The sequence below is a fragment of the Desulfurispirillum alkaliphilum genome, assembly GCF_055378285.1.
Map to the genome: position 1 here is coordinate 1,589,785 of NZ_AP042405.1, position 17,017 is coordinate 1,606,801.

General features: G+C 55.6%; 14 protein-coding genes and 3 pseudogenes. 6 read left to right on the forward strand and 11 right to left on the reverse strand.

Annotation, left to right across the window (positions count from 1 at the left end):
* Position 1: 1 nt before the first annotated feature.
* Positions 2-526, reverse strand: a complete 525-nt coding sequence (locus tag ACZ46I_RS07180) for a lipocalin family protein (RefSeq protein ID WP_464280363.1) — start codon at positions 524-526, stop codon at positions 2-4.
* 102 nt (positions 527-628) lie between these two features.
* Positions 629-1,255 (reverse strand): class I SAM-dependent methyltransferase, encoded by a 627-nt coding sequence (locus ACZ46I_RS07185; RefSeq protein ID WP_464280364.1) that lies wholly within the window; start codon positions 1,253-1,255, stop codon positions 629-631.
* Between the two features lie 391 nt (positions 1,256-1,646).
* Between ACZ46I_RS07185 and ACZ46I_RS07190 the strand changes: the two genes are divergently transcribed.
* Positions 1,647-1,889: a type II toxin-antitoxin system Phd/YefM family antitoxin gene (locus ACZ46I_RS07190; RefSeq protein ID WP_464280365.1), complete on the forward strand. Its 243-nt coding sequence runs from the start codon at positions 1,647-1,649 to the stop codon at positions 1,887-1,889.
* A 39-nt stretch (positions 1,890-1,928) separates the two neighbouring features.
* Here ACZ46I_RS07190 and ACZ46I_RS07195 read toward each other — a convergent pair whose 3' ends face one another.
* Both ACZ46I_RS07195 and ACZ46I_RS07200 read right to left on the reverse strand, forming a co-directional pair.
* Positions 1,929-2,930, reverse strand: a complete 1,002-nt coding sequence (locus ACZ46I_RS07195; RefSeq protein WP_464280366.1) for a transposase — start codon at positions 2,928-2,930, stop codon at positions 1,929-1,931.
* An 89-nt stretch (positions 2,931-3,019) separates the two neighbouring features.
* Positions 3,020-3,112 (reverse strand): annotated as a pseudogene (locus tag ACZ46I_RS07200) (transposase); the annotation flags it as partial.
* 92 nt (positions 3,113-3,204) lie between these two features.
* Here ACZ46I_RS07200 and ACZ46I_RS07205 point away from each other — a divergent pair.
* Positions 3,205-3,711, forward strand: a pseudogene (locus tag ACZ46I_RS07205) (AraC family transcriptional regulator); the annotation flags it as partial.
* A gap of 582 nt (positions 3,712-4,293) precedes the next feature.
* Positions 4,294-4,944: a TetR/AcrR family transcriptional regulator gene (locus tag ACZ46I_RS07210; RefSeq protein ID WP_464280367.1), complete on the forward strand. Its 651-nt coding sequence runs from the start codon at positions 4,294-4,296 to the stop codon at positions 4,942-4,944.
* 111 nt (positions 4,945-5,055) lie between these two features.
* On the opposite strand, the gene ACZ46I_RS07215 is transcribed toward ACZ46I_RS07210, so the two are convergent.
* Positions 5,056-5,877, reverse strand: a complete 822-nt coding sequence (locus tag ACZ46I_RS07215) for a DUF169 domain-containing protein (RefSeq protein WP_464280368.1) — start codon at positions 5,875-5,877, stop codon at positions 5,056-5,058.
* Between the two features lie 750 nt (positions 5,878-6,627).
* Between ACZ46I_RS07215 and ACZ46I_RS07220 the strand changes: the two are divergent.
* Positions 6,628-7,086: pseudogene (locus ACZ46I_RS07220) on the forward strand (transposase); the annotation flags it as partial.
* Between the two features lie 138 nt (positions 7,087-7,224).
* Here ACZ46I_RS07220 and ACZ46I_RS07225 read toward each other — a convergent pair.
* From ACZ46I_RS07225 to hoxE, 6 genes are all read right to left on the reverse strand, one after another.
* Positions 7,225-8,625 carry an IS4 family transposase gene (locus tag ACZ46I_RS07225; protein WP_464280369.1) on the reverse strand — a complete coding sequence of 467 codons (1,401 nt, stop codon included), beginning with the start codon at positions 8,623-8,625 and terminating at the stop codon, positions 7,225-7,227.
* 282 nt (positions 8,626-8,907) lie between these two features.
* A complete protein-coding gene (locus tag ACZ46I_RS07230; protein ID WP_464280370.1) occupies positions 8,908-10,122 on the reverse strand; it encodes an ISL3 family transposase in 1,215 nt (404 codons plus the stop codon).
* An 890-nt stretch (positions 10,123-11,012) separates the two neighbouring features.
* Positions 11,013-11,555 (reverse strand): NADH-quinone oxidoreductase subunit B family protein, encoded by a 543-nt coding sequence (locus ACZ46I_RS07235; protein ID WP_464280371.1) that lies wholly within the window; start codon positions 11,553-11,555, stop codon positions 11,013-11,015.
* 368 nt (positions 11,556-11,923) lie between these two features.
* A complete protein-coding gene (gene hoxU / locus ACZ46I_RS07240; RefSeq protein ID WP_464280372.1) occupies positions 11,924-12,631 on the reverse strand; it encodes a bidirectional hydrogenase complex protein HoxU in 708 nt (235 codons plus the stop codon).
* Positions 12,631-14,349, reverse strand: a complete 1,719-nt coding sequence (locus tag ACZ46I_RS07245) for a NuoF family protein (protein WP_464280373.1) — start codon at positions 14,347-14,349, stop codon at positions 12,631-12,633. The genes hoxU and ACZ46I_RS07245 overlap by 1 nt, the downstream gene beginning before the upstream one ends.
* A complete protein-coding gene (gene hoxE / locus ACZ46I_RS07250; protein ID WP_464280374.1) occupies positions 14,346-14,867 on the reverse strand; it encodes a bidirectional hydrogenase complex protein HoxE in 522 nt (173 codons plus the stop codon). Before hoxE ends, ACZ46I_RS07245 begins: the two co-directional genes overlap by 4 nt.
* A gap of 158 nt (positions 14,868-15,025) precedes the next feature.
* On the opposite strand from hoxE, the gene acuR reads away from it, so the two are divergent.
* Positions 15,026-15,670, forward strand: coding sequence for an acrylate utilization transcriptional regulator AcuR (acuR, locus tag ACZ46I_RS07255; protein ID WP_464280375.1), 645 nt, complete (start codon positions 15,026-15,028; stop codon positions 15,668-15,670).
* Positions 15,671-15,852: 182 nt separating this feature from the next.
* Positions 15,853-16,833: an acrylyl-CoA reductase (NADPH) gene (acuI, locus tag ACZ46I_RS07260; protein ID WP_013506587.1), complete on the forward strand. Its 981-nt coding sequence runs from the start codon at positions 15,853-15,855 to the stop codon at positions 16,831-16,833.
* The last annotated feature ends 184 nt before the right edge of the window (positions 16,834-17,017 follow it).

Consider the following 17,017-nt stretch of genomic DNA (forward strand, 5'->3'; position numbering starts at 1 on the left):
GCTACTCTTGCCGCCCGTGCCCTACAAAAATAAGGTTGTCCGTATCAAACCCGCGAGCCCTTGCCGCCGACAGGAACTTCTCCATCATTTCCTGTTCCACGGTTGGCGTGCGCGACAGGAACCAGAGATACCCGGTGTTGGGACCAGAGATAAAGGCGTACTGGTAGTTCTCGTGATCCAGCTCGAAAATCACATAGGAACCGTAAAAGGGGCCAAAGAAGGAAACCTTCAGGAAACCCTCCGAATCACTGTTCACAAAATAGGCTTTGCCCACAGCTTCTTTCCACTGGTTTTTCGACTCCGAGAACCCGCGATTGAGCACCTGTATACCTCCATCGTCCCGCAGACAGTACTCAGCCGTAACCCCGCTTAAGCCCCGTTCGAACGAATGATCCAGACGCGCGATCTCGTACCAGGTTCCCAGATAGCGCTCCAGCTCAAAATCCGTAACAGGCTGGACAGCTTTCGGCATCCCCAGACACCCTTTGAGCAGAAGAGCACTGAAAAGCAGTAACAGTTTTTTCATATGAGATTCTCCATTCGCGATGCCTACAGGTATTCTCGCTGCCGCATTCAGTGAAGTTCTGCAGAATAACCGGCAGGGTGAATAAGCTGCCGGGTGACTCTTTTACGGGAGGACCTGCTTTATGGCGGCAAACAGGAAGAGTGGATAGGCACGCCTTTCTCCGTTCGCACCCTTTTTGACTATTTCGTGATAGCGCTCAGCGCTGTGAACGCGAAAGCCGCTTTCAGCTGCGATTTCGGACAGCTCCTCAGTATCAAATCCATTGTGACCACTGAATGATGACATGTGCTTGTGGAATGAACCGTCTTCCTTGGCCAGATCGGCAATAATCAGGAAGCCTTCCGGTTCGAGGGCCTGGTAGGCCTCAGTAAAAAATGCTTTCACATCGGCCATGTGATGCAGAACCATCAGCGTGGCGATCGCTGAATGGTGCGAAACCACATCGGTCAGACTGTCCCCGTGGCAGGTTTCGACATTGGTTATACCCTGTTCGGTGATCTTCTCGCGGGCCACCCGCAGCATTTCCGGCGAAGAATCGACCAGGAGAACGCTGGCGAAGGTATCCTTCAGCTGCAGGCCGAGCAGGCCGGTGCCACTGCCAAAATCCACCAGGCTGTTGCGATTGACGAAGGGGAGTTCCCGGATTCTTTCCGCTGTTACCCTTGCCCGCTCAACTTTTGCGGGGTCATGATCCCATTTGCTGGCGGCAGCGTCAAAGTGACTGCTCATAATGCCCTCCCTGCAGCGCCACTGGCGCATTGTGATGATGAAGCAGGGTAAGGTATCTGGCGACAAATGACCAGTTCCGTTTTCTGTGGCCCGTACCCAAGCAGGAGGTCGAGGTGAAAACCAGGGATGTTGACCGTGAATGAACGCGAATGAACGCGAATGGAAAGACAGAGTCTCACGCCCGTTCGCAGCGCTCACTCAAGGCGCAAAGCCGCAAGGGGGGCAAAGGGAGATTGCCTGTTCAGGGGAAATTTCTATGGAAAAACGCGTAGCCAAACGGCAAGCCACGTTTTTATTGAATTGCGACGAAAAAGCGTACTTTCATGAAAGGCGCTGCCAATCGCTGAATATTTCCGAGCAATAAACCCGCACATCGACAGGAGATCATGCCATGCCGGTAGTGAGCGCCAGTGAAGCCCGTGCCAATGTGTATCGGCTTACTGATGAGGACGCACACTCCCATCAGCCTATAACCATCACCGGGAAAAGGAATAAAGCCGTTCTTGTTGTCGAAGAAGACTGGGATTCCATTCAGGAAAGCCTGTACCTGCTCTCCATTCCCGGTATGCGCGAATCCATCCGCGAAGGCATGCAGACCCCGGTGGAAGAGTGCAGCGAGGAATTGGACTGGTGAATTGGAAGGTGGCCTTAAAACCAATTGGGCGGAGTTCTTTTACGACGCCCTGTCGCCGCAGAACAATCGCCTGGCCGTGCCGCTGCCCCGCACATAGTGCAGCCCCCGCTCCCTGGCCGCATCACGCAGGCAATGGTAGGCTCCCATGAAGGTGGGGAAACTGCCGCCCTCACCCCGCATCTGCCTGGTAAAGCGCTCACTGTCTATGCCCATGCGCACCAGAATCGGGGGCGCGTCCTCATCCATGGCGCAGGCCTTGTCAGCCCGCACATTGCGCGCTGTCCAGTCAACCAGTTCCATATAATCCACGGTGGTAAAGGGCAGTAGAGCGTCATCAGTCCCACTGTCGTTAAAACCCAGCAGAGGCGGACACTGAGCCGCTGCCTCTTCACCCAAAGTCTTTCCCCAGGCCTCTATGCGTGCCTGGATGGAGGAGAAGTCGGAATGCTCTGGCGAATCGGCAATCCCCGCCCGAATGGCATTCAAATCCACATAGGCCATGCACGTCAGCAAACCGTATTCATCCAGCAGCGCCTGGGTGCGAAATCTTCCCTCCCAGAAACGCCCCTTGCAATTATCCTCTTTGTTGGCCTGCCGGGCAATCCACTCATTGAGACTGCGCATAAACCAGGAAATATCATACAGGCGGGGCCGAATATCCCGAATCAAAGCCGCCAGCATCTGCTCCTGCACCGTGCTGAGCTTCTGCCCCGCCAGGAACATCCTGATCAGCGGATTACCGGAAAAAAGCACATTCCAGCGCCCAAGCACCTCATGGTCGGACATCGCTTCCACCCGCTCCCGGTCAACCCGCAGAACCAGGTGGTAGTGATTGCTCATCAAAGCATAAGCGCAGATATCAATGGCAAAGACCTCAGTCAGCATCCCCAGCCGATCCAGAATCCACTGCTTGCGATGGTCAAAACTCTGCCCCGTTACGCTGTCGGTGCCACACAGAAAGGCCCTCCGCACACAGCGACTGACGCAGTGATAGTAGGGCGTGGAATCCAGGGCAATAATCTGACTTCTGGCAATGGTCATGTGGCACCTCCTGCTGGGAATTTGGTGGTTGAGTGTATCGAATATATGGCGGAATCATCAAGGACAAAGTGGGTGTCCTTTAGTTTGCCCCCACACAGAAAGGCCCTCCGCACACAGCGACTGACGCAGTGATAGTAGGGCGTGGAATCCAGGGCAATAATCTGACTTCTGGCAATGGTCATGTGGCACCTCCTGCTGGGAATTTGGTGGTTGAGTGTATCGAATATATGGCGGAATCATCAAGGACAAAGTGGGTGTCCTTTAGTTTGCCCGTGAGGTGACCCTACCCTTGCTTAACGCATTCCAGCGGCTGGTCGATTTGCTTGCAGACGAACAGGACATCCCTATTCTTGCACCAACGATCCAGCGGGAAATCGTTTACCGGTTGCTTGTGGGTGATCAAGGCGCGCGTCTGCGCCAGATTGCATCGATGGGGAGTCCGAGCCAGCAAATCGCAAAAGCAATCGACTGGCTGAAAAGCAACTTCAAACAGCCGCTGCGAGTTGAAGATCTTGCGGCCAAGGCCGGGATGAGCACATCAACCTTTCATCACCATTTTCGATCCATGACCGCGTTAAGCCCTTTGCAGTTTCAGAAAAATCTGCGCTTACAAGAAGCCAGGCGGCTGATGCTCGCCGAGCGCCTGGACGCAGCGACTTCGGCCTTCCAGGTCGGATACGAGAGTCCTTCGCAATTCAGCCGCGAATACAGCCGCATATTCGGCGCACCCCCTTTAAAGGACATCACAAACTTGCGTCAAATGGCCTCCATCGCGAAATAATCGGGAGCCGGTCGAACAACCGAAGCGTGGCGTATCACTCTCCTGCTGTCTGCGGGTATCGGTCAGTAGATCGGCAGTGCCCCGGTCAGCACTTCGAGGGCTGGGAACCCGGCTCGATTTTGTGGCCAGTATCGATGCAAGCAGGAGCATTGATTGAACGTCAGGTATTTGTTGTAAATTCTCATCATCTGTGTATGTTTGAAGACGGTTCGCGATAAAGAGGCTCTATGGATTCGGCAACAACAGGTGCTGGAACTTGCCAAAGGGAAAGGGATTATTCGGGTCGAGGACGTCAAGGCAGTGGGGACTCCCCGAAATACCTGTACAAGGAGAAGGTTTCCTGGGGAAGAGTGCTGTAGGTATTCAGAAACATCTCATAAGCGGTGTTGCGGTTAAAGTCTGCAGTCCTGCGAAGACGGTGGCTGATTGCTTCAAGCTCCGAAACAAGATCGGCTTCGATGCCGCCATTAAAGCACTCCGCGAGACGTGGCGTTCGCGCAGGATCACCATGGATGAACAGGTCGAAGCCACCAGAGTCGACAGAATGTCGACAATCATGCGCCCATACCTGGAGACAACTGTATGAGCCAGAACAAGAAAAACCATTTACCTTCAGATTGCAAAGGTCACAGCGGACTGCGGCGCAGCGGTGCACCACCTGGGCCTCGAAAGGCTGACCTGAGACGCGCAGCCTTGGTTGAAGTCGCAGGGAAACTATTCGTGGAAAAGGGTTACGAGGCAACGACAATGGATGAGATCGCTGCCGCCGCCAATTTTGCCAAGGGGACGCTGTATCATTACTTCTCCAACAAGGCTGAACTACTTCGGGTTTTGCGTGAGGTTTTTGAAAACGATGTCATGGAGCGGGTCAGGGTACGCGTTGAAAGCTGTCCGGTCGGCGATTGGCGAGGACGCGTCATTGCCTGGATCGAGGCAACGGTCGAGGCTTACTTCGAGTTGAGAGAGCTTCATGACGTCGTGATCTACAGCCTGGGAATGCCGTTTCGACACACTATGGCCAAAGCCAGAATCACACGGTACCTTACAGAGCTGATTCGTGATGGTGGCGAAGCAGGGGCGTGGCAAGTTGATGACGAGCGCTGGACTGCTGTGGTCATGTTTTACGCCTTTCGCGGCGCCTGCGACGAGGCCATGATGGGTGCAGAGTCTGCCGAGGACGTCTCCAGAAAACTCAACGTTCTGTTTCTGAGAATTTTGCGTGTGAAAGGATGAGGAGCGGCCTGGATGGGATCAGGCTGTCTGGGAAGGTGCCACCTTCAAACCTGGGGATCCCCTTTGACAGATGATCCGCGCAAGCTTGAGGTGACATCCGAAGTGTTTTCTTTATTGCCTGGAGTCCTGAAGAGATTGCCAGATGGGACGCTCCAGAAAACTCCCTTCTACGTTGCTCTCCATCTCGAGAAAGAGTTCCCAGGGCATGGCAAACGTCAGATACTCCGCGCCCATGAGTTTGCGAACATACTTTCTGGCTGAAACGTCGGTCAGCCCCACGATTGCCCGGGGGTTCTCCGACTCGGCTTCGCGCCAGGGAAGAATGCCGATGGTCTGACACCCGGCAGCGTAGGGAATAGCAACGTTTTCCATCCCTTTTCTGGCGTAATTGGCAAGGATAACCAGGGCGGACAATTGATCGGCATCCACGGCAAACACTACGTTCTCCGGTTTCTCTGCCGCTGGATCTGTATCGGAAAGTGGCGTAAAGAGTACATAGCGGGATTTTGCTTCCGTCATAGGCAGATTTTCAAGCCACTGATCAACCAGTTCCGGGGTTTTCACATACCTTTCACCTTCCAGGAAGTCGTCAGCAAACTCTTTTCCCGCAGCGTCGGCAAGAGCCTCTCCAACTTGCTTCCCCTTTTCCCATTCCTTATTTCCAGATGACAGAAAACGGGTAAAACAATCGACTCCCCCCGGAAACTGTTCATAGGCATTGCCGAATCCCAGGCCAACGCCGCCACCCCAGCAGCCGTAGGTCTGTGCGTCAAAAACCGTGCTTCTGCCTCTGAGCGCATTGGCAAACATTGACATCACACATCCCCACTTGCCGGGCTTGAACTGCGGTGCACCTTCCGGCTTTTCATCAGTCAGCAGAATCGCCACTGGGTTGTGTTTGAGTCCAATGGCTTTAGCGATTTTTGATTCCATGGGTTTTCTCCTTCCCTGCTTGGGTTCTTAACGGATCATACACGTATCGATTGCACTCCAGGAGCTAAACCTACAGGAAAATCGACTATGAGTCAACTTAATGGGCTGCCAATGATGCAGCTTTCCGGACGAGCTTCGGACTTGATCCGGAGAAAACAGAGAATCAGGGGGCCAAACAGAGAAAGAAAGGCTGGAGGATGGGGGAAATCGATGGTGCGGAGAGGTGCTCTGGAAAGATGTGAAACGGGCGCAACCACTTTAGAAACAAGGGGAAAAAGAAAACCCGTCACCCCGGGAATGACCCCAGAGAGACGGGTTTGTCTTTTTTTCAAATGGTGGAGGGCGCGGCGACTTGGCGCAAAACAGTCTCCGCCCTCGACTTGCCCCGTAAGCTATTGATGTAACATCAGAAACAATGCTCGCCGACATCCAGCGGCGATTCATGTCAAAGGAAGTGTTTTTCTTCCCCGACTTCCCAGCACCGGACGACGGTAACGGGTTTGCTGTTCAGCCGGACACCGGAAATCGCGCTCCAACTTGCCCGTCTTATTGCCTCCCACCGACATCGTTTCGTTGTATTTTCACCCGATCCGTGGCATGGATTGTCGACCTCTTTCCGGTTGAATACGCCGGAGGGTTGAAACCGGGTCTTTCCTAGGAGTCTGTCGAACTCACGTGCTTTAGTTTGATATGAACTATAGTTTTGATATAATTCTCCCATATCCTTATTCCAATATCAGAGGCACTCCCATGGGCACAGACTTCGTTGATACCGATCGCAGTACACCGTTTATCATGCCCCCTTCAGTTGATGACTGGCTCCCGGAGGGCCATCTTGCCCGCTTTGTGGTTGAAATAGTGGATCAGCTTGATGTGCGCAACTTGACAGACCAATATGGCGGCAAGGGCGGCTCTAAAGCTTATCCGCCTCGCATGATGCTTGGTCTGCTTTTTTACGCCTATGCCACGGGCACCCATAGCAGTCGTCAGATAGAGCGTAAGACCTATGAGGATATCGCCTACCGCTATATAGCCTGCAACCACCACCCTGATCACGCCAGCATCTGCAACTTCCGCCGTCGCTTTCTGCGTGAAGTAGAGCAGTTGTTTGTGCAGGTTCTGTTAATTGCCCATCAGATGAGTGTGCTGAAGATAGGAGTAGTCAGTCTTGATGGCACGAAGATCAAGGCCAACGCATCCAAGCACCGTGACCAAATACATTGATTGCATAAAATTTATCTTTCGTAATAAGGGCAAAGAGTAGAGGGCCGGTTCTCTCAATGAAATTTCCGTTTAGCGCCTCGCCCAAATGAAAATGGTGGACTCCCCAGTCATTTAACAACGAACTCAAGTTTCGCACCCTTGAAAGAGCATGCTGACGACGCAGTCTTTGATTCTCTGCTGGAATGCAGCGATTTGTTCTACAAAGACAGCAGTGCTTGACTTCAATATCTCGCCGCAGAGCTCATAGACGAACTCAATGTACTGATCGAGATTAAAAAGCACACTGAGTGTTTGCAGCTCGCACTCGGTTTTCTCGAATAGGGTTCCTTTGTAGCGATAGTCTTCTTCTTGTCGCTGCATGATGGTGAACACGATGCTCCTGATCATGCTGATGGTTAAAAAGCAGATATTTGACTCAAAGTTGCGGCACTGGCTTTTGCCAAAGTCCCAGGTGTGCTTGAGCTCCTTAAAAAGCGTTTCTATGGACCAGCGATTGGCATAGGTATCTATAACTTCCTGCTCGCTGTGGTGGGTCAGGGTGCTCAGCAGGATAATAGGCTTGTAGTGGCTGCGCTTGTCTACAGGACGGCAGAACACCAGCTTTACCGGAGTATTGCCGAAGTCTGCTCTTATGGAGCGAACTTCCACCTCCACATTGCGCACGGTGATGACTTTTGCGCGCAGGCTGGGAACAACCGTATTCCAAAGCTGCTGTGTTGCGTAAGGTTTCCCTTGGCAGGTCACCATGATCGTCCTTGTCGCTTTGAGCTGAGCGCAGACGTTGTAGCCGATCTCGTGGTAAATCTTGCCCACCAGTTTGGGATAGCAATACCAGCTGTCAAAGAGTACCGCATCGGCCTCAACTCCCTGGTTCCGGGCTCTTCTCAGCATTTCCAGCACCAGGTCGGTTTTCTTCATTCCCACTTCCATGCGACGTCTTGCTGCATACGAGCGCCCATCAAGATCAGCAGGTTCCAAATGCTCACTGACCCGGTTCGCTGAAGACTTGATGGCAAAGTCCATGGGGATAGTGGAAGTTCCATCGGTGTAGCTCAGGCACGGTATTTCGAAACCCATGGTTGAGCGCTTCTTGCTCTTGTCGAATATCCAGCTCAGGTACTCAATACGCTTGCCGGTCTTTTCCAGCTGGGAGTCGTCAATAGTCAGGTAGCGTCCACTATCCGGATAGTATTTACCCAGGATGCCAACAGCGCGCATGGCAACACACAAAAGCAGTTTGCGCCAGTGAATGCACTGGCGCTGTGCATAGCGGTAGGCAGTGTCCTTCTTCAGGCTGAATACGGAGCCCTGTGCTTTACGCACAAACCTGGCTATCGTGCTGGAGGTAAATACTGCCATAAACAGGGAGACAAAGACCTTCACCCCATCTTCGCCCTGCTGCTTGTTCATGCCACACTTCCTGGCCAAACGCTGAAAGTCCAGCATGCGCAAAACCCGTAATACTTCGAACTGTTCAAGAAGACGCGCTTGCAGTTTTTCATCACTCAGGGTAACTTTTGCCATTGATGACCTCCTGTGGCTTGGATACTCGTTTTGTGTTAACTCAAGTATACCAAATTGCGGGGGTCATCGCTAGTTAAATGCTAGCTTTTAAAGACCTTGCGCTAGAATCAAAGGATGCGAAACTTCAGAACGAATCTTTATTATTTAGCCTGCCGACTAACTTGCTCAAATTTGGAGTGACATCTCCACCAGATTCAACTACGGCTCTCAAGCGTTCCCAACCAGCCTGAAGGTCTACCGGGCACGTAAAAGCATCAGAAACTTCAACGCTTCTTTTTCGGTTCATCCGGTTAAAGCGTACTTTGAGTGGTGGAGGGCCTTTATTCTGAGCTCGAAGAATTCCATATCTCTGTATCCATAGGCTTGCCTTTTGAGGGTATCAATTTTGTTGTTGATCCCCTCAAGTGGTCCTGTTGATATGGGGTGATCATACCAGTTCAGGATTCCCTCTCGGTGCTTCTCCAGCGTTTTGGCCATTTTCTTCAATCCTTTGATAGCTGATGCTTGAGCCCTGTTGATCCAGTCATCGAGGAATACCGTGGCAGTTACCTTGTCAGTTTGTTGCCATATCTGGCGGAGATCTTCTTTCATGTAATAGGCAACCGCCAATGGTCGATTGGCCTGCAGGGCAAGTTCAAGGCGTTCATGATCACTGGTTTGCTCGCCAATGCTCTGCGGATTTTTGAGAAGCATCCAGCGAGTGCCTTTGAGAATGCTCCTGTCATGCTGACTTGTGAGCTCATGGTACAGCTCGCGGCGAATATCGGTAAGGCGTTCATTCATAAGCTTGACGACATGGAAACGATCAAACACCAACGCAGCAGATGGAAGGTGTTCGAGCACTGCCGACCGGTAAGCCGGACTCATGTCAGCAGCAACGGCTTTGATAGATGACTTGCGACGACCAAGGCGTTTCCAGAAACCATCAAGCGCTTCTGCCTGTTTGCCTGCTCCAACGTATACGACCCTGGCTGAACCAAGGTCAATGACGAGAGTAATGAAGCCATGTTTGCGTCCGGTGTATTTCTCATCAATGGCGATATACTCAAGCCCAGCAAGTGAAGGGCTACTGTAGTGATGATGCAGATACTGCTTGAAAATGGACTTGACCAGGTCCCAGCCTATACCAAGAAGCCGTGCTACATCAATGAGGGTCATAGCTTGGGCAAGGGAGACCACATACCGAGCAAATGCATGGGTGTAGGAACACCGTGGAGAGGCTATTTTCAGACTCACCCGCCTGACGCTACCGCACTGAAGGCACTGGATGCGTGGAACGTGGACGTGCAACCAAGTGGACTTGATCCCCAAAGGCAAACCTCGTAACCGACGAATGCTACTGCCGCGTAATATGACAGAACGGCCAAGGCACGCAGGGCAGCGAATCAGCTTTTTACGGGGCCGGACATGGAAATTGATGGTATTGCCGCAATACTCTGTGCGGATGTAATCGTAGCCAGCAAGGCCGTATGCATGGTAAAGAACACTGGTGAGCATGGTGCTTCTCCCGGAATTATTTGGTTGTAATCCCGATAAGTGGCACCATGCTCACTTTTTTGTCAATGTATCCTCAATACGGAAGAGCCTCTTTTTCTTTGATCGGGCCTACGTTTTTCAGCGTTAAAGTACACATAAGGCAACTCCTCTTCCGTGACGCCAGAAATATCATACCCCCAGTGATTCTGAAGAATGTCTTTAAGGATATTTAACCAGTCACCAAAAAAATCTGAACTTAGCTGCATTGGTACTCCTTGTAGGCATAACTACAATTAGGCGTCAAAAGTGACGCTATGCACTTTCTCAAAAACCGTACAAAGTGACGGATAAAAATTCCCGCCAGGTTGTGCGCCTTGTAACTCTTTTATAATCTTCGATTTTCCTGTCAATCTTGCATCCAGGCAGGTTTCTCGGTCAAATCCACAACAAGAAAAACCGTATTGCTGAAGCGCTGGATTTCCCAGCCAGTCGATTCAGTCCGTATATTACCAGAATAAATGTTACAGTGAAACGGTTAACAACGACAGAATTGACAGATGTGTGACATATCCCCATTCGCGTATATTCGCGTCCATTCGCGGTTGTGATCGGTTGTTCCGTTTTTCCGCATCCGTCTTCATCCGAGTCCATCCGTGGTTACAAACGGCTGCCCAGATTTCCCCTGGCGTCTTTGCGCCTTGGCGTGAGGAACTGACTTTCTGTATTTGCCGCTATCTGCGTTCATCTGCGGATGAAACGCCTTTCCTCTTTCCGTGCCTATCCGTGCCCATCCGTGGTCAACTCTCTTGCAGGCCGTTGAAAAACCATGCTTGCTGGATCAAAGAGTATTGGGCTCCTCTGCTATTCGCGTCCATTCGAGTTCATTCGCGGTAGAAATCTTCCCCTGCCTTTCACCCAAACACCCTCTGCTCCACCTCAAGTTCCACTGGCTTTCCAGCCAGCAACGCTTCGACAGCTTGCCAGATGGCCTGGGGTTCTGGTGGGCAGCCGGGGATAAATCCATCCACTTTCACCACCTGATGGATGGGCAGTACTTTGGGCAGCAGGGCGGGGAGTTCCTTTACGGCTTCGCTGCCATGGGGGGCGGTGCCGGGTCCGGCGTGGTAGACGGCGTTGAGGAGGTCGCTGACGGGGAAGAAGTTGCGCAGGCTGGTGACGTTGCCGGTGATGGCGCAGTCGCCGAGGCTGACGAGGGTGGTGGTGTGCTGGCGCACTTGTTCCAGCAGTTCCAGGTTTTCCACGTTGGTGATGGCACCTTCGGCGATGGTGATGTCCACGGCCTTGGGGAATTCCTTGGTGTCGGCGAGGGGGCTGTAGACGACTTCCACGTGCTGGGCGAGGTCCAGCAGTTTTTCGTGGAGGTCCAGAAAGCTCATGTGGCAGCCGGAGCAGCCACCGAACCAGACGGTGGCGAGGCGCAGTTTTTTGTTCATTTCTCTTCCCCCTTTGCCTGCTTGGTGTGAAGTATTTCAGCAAATCATGTTATCGGCAGAAAGTATGGCTCCTGCGGAATGCTCGAAAACGTGTGATCATTCAGGATTTCCGAATACGCAAAAGATAATTTTCTCTCGCAAAGCCGCAGAGAACGCAGAGTAAAGCAGCGAAAAATCTCTTCCTTCTTCCCTCCGCGCCCTCTGCGCCTTGAGTGAGCGCAGCGAACGGGCGAGAGATATGGTTTTCGCTTGACTGCCTTTCTTGGTGTCTTTGAGGGCTTTGTGTGAAAACGGATTTTCCGCTTTCTGCGAAAATCTGCGGAGAATTTCTTCTCTTCCATGGCTTTGCGTTGTTGCGAGTTGTCCAGTTATTTCTTTTTTTGCCTGTTCCCCATAATCCTTTCCAGGAACGACTTTTCCTTCTGCATTTCACTGACGGTGGCGCCTTTGCGGAAGAGGGCTCCGGTGGGGCAGAGCTGGACGCATTTGCCGCAGTCGGTGCAGGTGGTGCTTTTGCCCCAGGGGCGGTCCAGGTCGGCGACGACGCGGCTGGTGAAGCCTCGTCCGGCGATTTCCCAGGTGCAGGCGCCTTCCACGTCGCGGCAGACGCGCACGCAGCGGGTGCAGAGGATGCAGCGGTTGTGGTCGAGGCCGAATCGGCTGTGGCTGGTGTCCATGGTGAGTTGGGGGAAGAGGTAGTCGAAGCGCACGTGGTCGACGCCGAGTCTGGCGGCGTTGCTTTGCAGTTCGCAGTGTCCGCTGAGGACGCAGACGGCGCAGGCGTGGTTGCGTTCGGCCAGCAGCAGTTCGATGATCATGCGGCGGTATTCGTTGAGGCGGTCGTTATGGGTGGTGATGACCATGCCTTCCTGGGCTTCGGTGGTGCAGGCGGGTTGGGGGCGTCCCCAGCCCTGGATGTCCACGACGCACAGGCGGCAGCCGCCCCACTCTTCCAGTCCTTCGGCGTGGCAGAGGGTGGGCAGATCGATGTTGTGTTCACGGATGACTTCCAGCAGGCTCTGGCCGCTGCGGGCGCTGAGGAGTTCGTTATTGATGGTGAGGGTGATAACGGACATCAGAGGGCCTCCCCGTTCAGTCGTCCGGCGGCAATACGCCGCAGGAGTTCGTCGGCCATGTGCAGGTGGGGGACTTCGCTCATGGAGCAGATTCCGGCGGGGCAGTGGCGTTTTTCAATGTGGGCCAGGTATTCGTCGCGGAAGTACTGCAGGGTTCCCAGCACGGGGTTGGGGGCGGTGATGCCCAGGCCGCACAGGGAGGTGTCGCGCACCATGGCGCACAGGTTTTCCAGGTGGTCCATGTCCTCGATGGTGGCGCTGCCGTTGCCGATGTTGGTGAGCAGCCGGTAGAGCTGGGCGGTTCCGGCGCGGCAGGGGGTGCACTTGCCGCAGCTTTCGTCGAGGCTGAATTCCATGAAGAATTTGGCGACGTCTACCATGCAGGTGTTCTGGCCCATGACGATCAGGCCGCCGGAGCCCATGATGGAGCCCAGTTCCTGCAGGCTTTCGTAGTCCATGGGGGTGTCCAGGTGCTGGATGGGGATGCAGCCGCCGCTGGGGCCGCCGGTCTGGGCAGCTTTGAAGGTTTTGCCTTCACCCAGGCCGCCGCCGATGTCAAAGACCACTTCGCGCAGGGAGATGCCCATGGGCACTTCGATGAGGCCGGTGTTTTCCACTTCGCCGCACAGGGCGAAGATTTTGGTGCCACGGCTCTTGGGGGTGCCGATGGCGGCGAAGGCTTCCCAGCCGTCGCGGACGATATTGGCGACGCTACCGAAGGTTTCCACGTTGTTGATGAGGGTGGGGCAGCCCCACAGGCCCCGCTGGGCGGGGTAGGGCGGCCTGGGGACGGGCTGGCCGCGTTTGCCGGTGATGGAGGCCATGAGGGCGGTCTCTTCGCCGCACACGAAGGCTCCGGCTCCGATGCGCACTTCCAGGGTGAAGGAGAAGCGGCTGCCCAGCACCTGATTGCCGAGGATTCCCGCTTTCTGGGCGTCCTTGATGGCTTTGCGCAGGCGCTCGGCGGCAACGGGGTATTCGCCGCGCACGTACAGGTAGCCGTGCTGGGCGCCGCTGGCGTAACCGGCGATGGCCATGCCTTCCAGCAGGCGGTGGGGGTCCGATTCCATGAGGGTGCGATCCATGTAGGCACCGGGGTCGCCTTCGTCGCCGTTGGCGACGACGAATTTGCGTTCGCCGGGGGCCTTGCGCACCAGCTGCCACTTGACGCCGGTGGGATAGCCGCCGCCACCCCGGCCCCGCAGGCCGCTTTTGGTGATGGCGTCGCACACTTCTTCGGGGGTCATTTCGGTGAGGGCGAGGGCCAGGGCGCTGTAGCCTCCGGCGGCGATATAGTCGTCAATGTTTTCGGGGTCGATGAGGCCGCTGTTCTCCAGTACCAGCTTGTGCTGCCGCTGGAAAAAGGGCAGGTCGGTGGAGACCTGCTGCTGGGTGGGAAGGGTGCCGGTGCGGGCGTAGTGCTGCACCAGCTCCACGGCAAATTCGCCGGTAACGTGCTCGTACACGGTGTCAGCAGCGCCAGGCTGTTGCACGGTGAGCACGGGTCCGCGACTGCAGGGGCCCATGCAGCCAGTGGCAACGGCTTCAATGGCCATGTCGGCCTGGTGTTCGGCCACGGCACTTTCCAGGGCGCTCTTGATGGCGGCTGCCCCCGAGGAGAGGCAGGGGGTGCTGCAGCAGACGAGGATGCGCAGCTGGCACTGCTGGCGTTTCTGGGCCAGCTCTTCGGCTCGTTCCTGCAGTTCCAGGCGGTTCATGTTGGTTCTCCCCTGCCTGCGGCTATGTGCTGGCGGAGCTTTTCCAGCGTTCCTTCAGGGGTTTCGCGGCCCAGCACTTCGTCATCCAGGGTCAGCATGGGGGCCAGGCTGCAGTTGCCCAGGCAGCGGGCCGCGCCCAGGCTCAGCTTGCCGTCGGGGGTGGTTTGTCCGGCATTGATGCCGTACTCCTTTTCCACGGCGCTGACGATCTCCCCCGCGCCTTTGACGTAGCAGGCGGTGCCGGTGCAGACGATGCAGCTGTGTTCGCCACGGGGGCGCAGGGAGAAGAAGTGGTAGAAGGTGGCCACGCCCATGACCTGGCTTTCGGGCAGGTCCAGCTCGCGGGCCACGTGGGTGAGGATCTCCTCGGGCAGGTAGCCGTAGGCCTCCTGGGCGGTATGGAGGACTTCAATCAGGGCGTCGGGCTGGCGGGCATAGCGCTTGAGGGTGCGCTCCACCAGGCGTATACGGGGATCATCGGTGGTGGCTGAACCGGGGGAGGGGGCGGTGTCTGGCATGAGCTCTCCTTCTGCAGAAAGCAGGACGCGTGACGTTGACCATTTTGTAATCGGGTCGCCAAAAGAAATTCATGTGTAACACAATTACCATGGGCGGTGGAAAGGGTCAACGCAGATCGGCGTTTGACTTTTATAGACGACTGGTCTATTTTTCCTGCATGGAAACTATACACGAACCAAAACGCCGGGGCCGCCCCCGCAAAGATGACACCAGCCGTGGGGATGTCCGCCAGGCTCTGATCCGCTCGGGCATGGAGATATTCACCGAGAAGGGATTTGCCACCGCCGGGCTGGACGAAATCCTGAAGCGGGTGGGTGTGCCCAAGGGGTCATTTTACTACTACTTCGCCAGCAAAGAGGAGTTTGGCCTGGCGGTGATTGACGCCTATGCCGCCTTCTTCCTGCACAAGCTGGAGCGCTGGCTGGGCAATGAAAAGCGCTCGCCCCTGCAGCGCATGGCGGACTTCGCCGCCGATGCCATGGCCGGGATGGAGCAGTACGACTTTCGCCGGGGCTGCCTCATCGGCAACCTGGGCCAGGAGGTGGGTTCCCTGCCCGAGCCGTACCGGGCGCGCCTGGAGGAAGTCTTCACCCAGTGGCAGCAGCGGGTCGCCCGCTGCCTGGAGGAAGCGCAGCAGCAGGGAGCCATTGGAGCCGATGCCGACTGTGAGCAGTGGGCGGAGTTTTTCTGGATCGGCTGGGAGGGCGCGGTGCTGCGCGCCCGGCTGGTGCGCAGCGTGCAGCCCATGGAGCAGTTCAGCGGGATGTTTTTGCGGATGGTGGCAGGTGGCAGGAATGTGTAACGTTGCATGAGCGCCAGTGCTCCTCCCAGACCAACTCGCTTTCATCCATGGCGAGACGGTCTGCCGCTCGCCGTCCAGGCTCGCTCTCGGAGCATTGGCGCTCATGCCGGAAATATCGATCGGGGCCGCTGTGTATGGTGGCCCATATGTTTCATATCAGGTGATCGTGTAAGGAGGAAATCATGCGAGCACTACTTATCGAAAAGGACGACCAGGGATATCGCGCTGCGGTGCAGAATGTGGATGAGGCTAACCTGCCAGCGGGTGATGTGACGGTGGAGGTGGCGTACTCGACCCTGAACTACAAGGACGCCCTGGCGATTACGGGCAAGGGGCCGGTGGTGCGCCAGTTTCCCATGGTGCCGGGGATAGACCTGGCGGGAAGGGTGACCCAGAGCGACAGCCCCGATTTCAAGCCTGGCGATGAGGTGATTCTCAACGGCTTTGGCGTGGGGGAGCTGCACTGGGGCGGCCTGGCGGGCAAGGCGCGCGTGAAGAGCGAGTGGCTGATTCCGCTGCCCAAGGCCTTCAGCGCCCGTCAGGCCATGGTGATTGGCACGGCGGGTTATACGGCCATGCTGTGTGTGATGGCGCTGGAGCAGCATGGAGTGACCCCTGAGCGTGGCGAAGTGCTGGTGACAGGGGCTGCCGGTGGCGTGGGCAGTGTGGCCATCGCCCTGCTGGCAAAGCGCGGCTTCACGGTAGTGGCCTCCAGCGGGCGTTCGGAAGAAGCGGAGTACCTGCGCACCCTGGGGGCGGCGGAAGTTCTCGACCGCTCCATACTGTCGGAGCCCGGCAAGCCTTTGCAGAAGGAGCGCTGGGCGGGCGTGGTGGACGCGGTGGGCAGCCATACCCTGGCCAATGCCTGCGCCAGTACCCGTTACGGCGGCGTGGTCACCGCCTGTGGCCTGGCCCAGGGCATGGATTTTTCCGCCACCGTGGCACCGTTTATCCTGCGCGGCGTGACCCTGGCAGGCATCGACAGCGTCTACTGCCCCCGTGAAAAACGCCTGCAGGCGTGGGATCTGCTGGCCCGTGAACTGGACCCCAAACTGCTGGAACTGGTAGCGCGGGAAATCAGCCTGGAAGAGGCCGTGGCCGTCAGTGGGGAGCTGCTGCAGGGGAAAGTGCGTGGACGAATTGTTGTGGACGTAACCCGCTGACATTCTGCTCGCTCGGTGAGCGTCTGGCATCTGGATAATTTTCTGTAAACGGATGTTTTCCTGAGCTTGTTTTTTGCGGATTATAAGCTAAGCTTCGCACCCTTAACATCGCGTGTAATCGCTTTAGTTGTGTATTGTCCTTTTTGACCGCGCAAAAAGGACACAAAAACGCGCCCCCCGAACG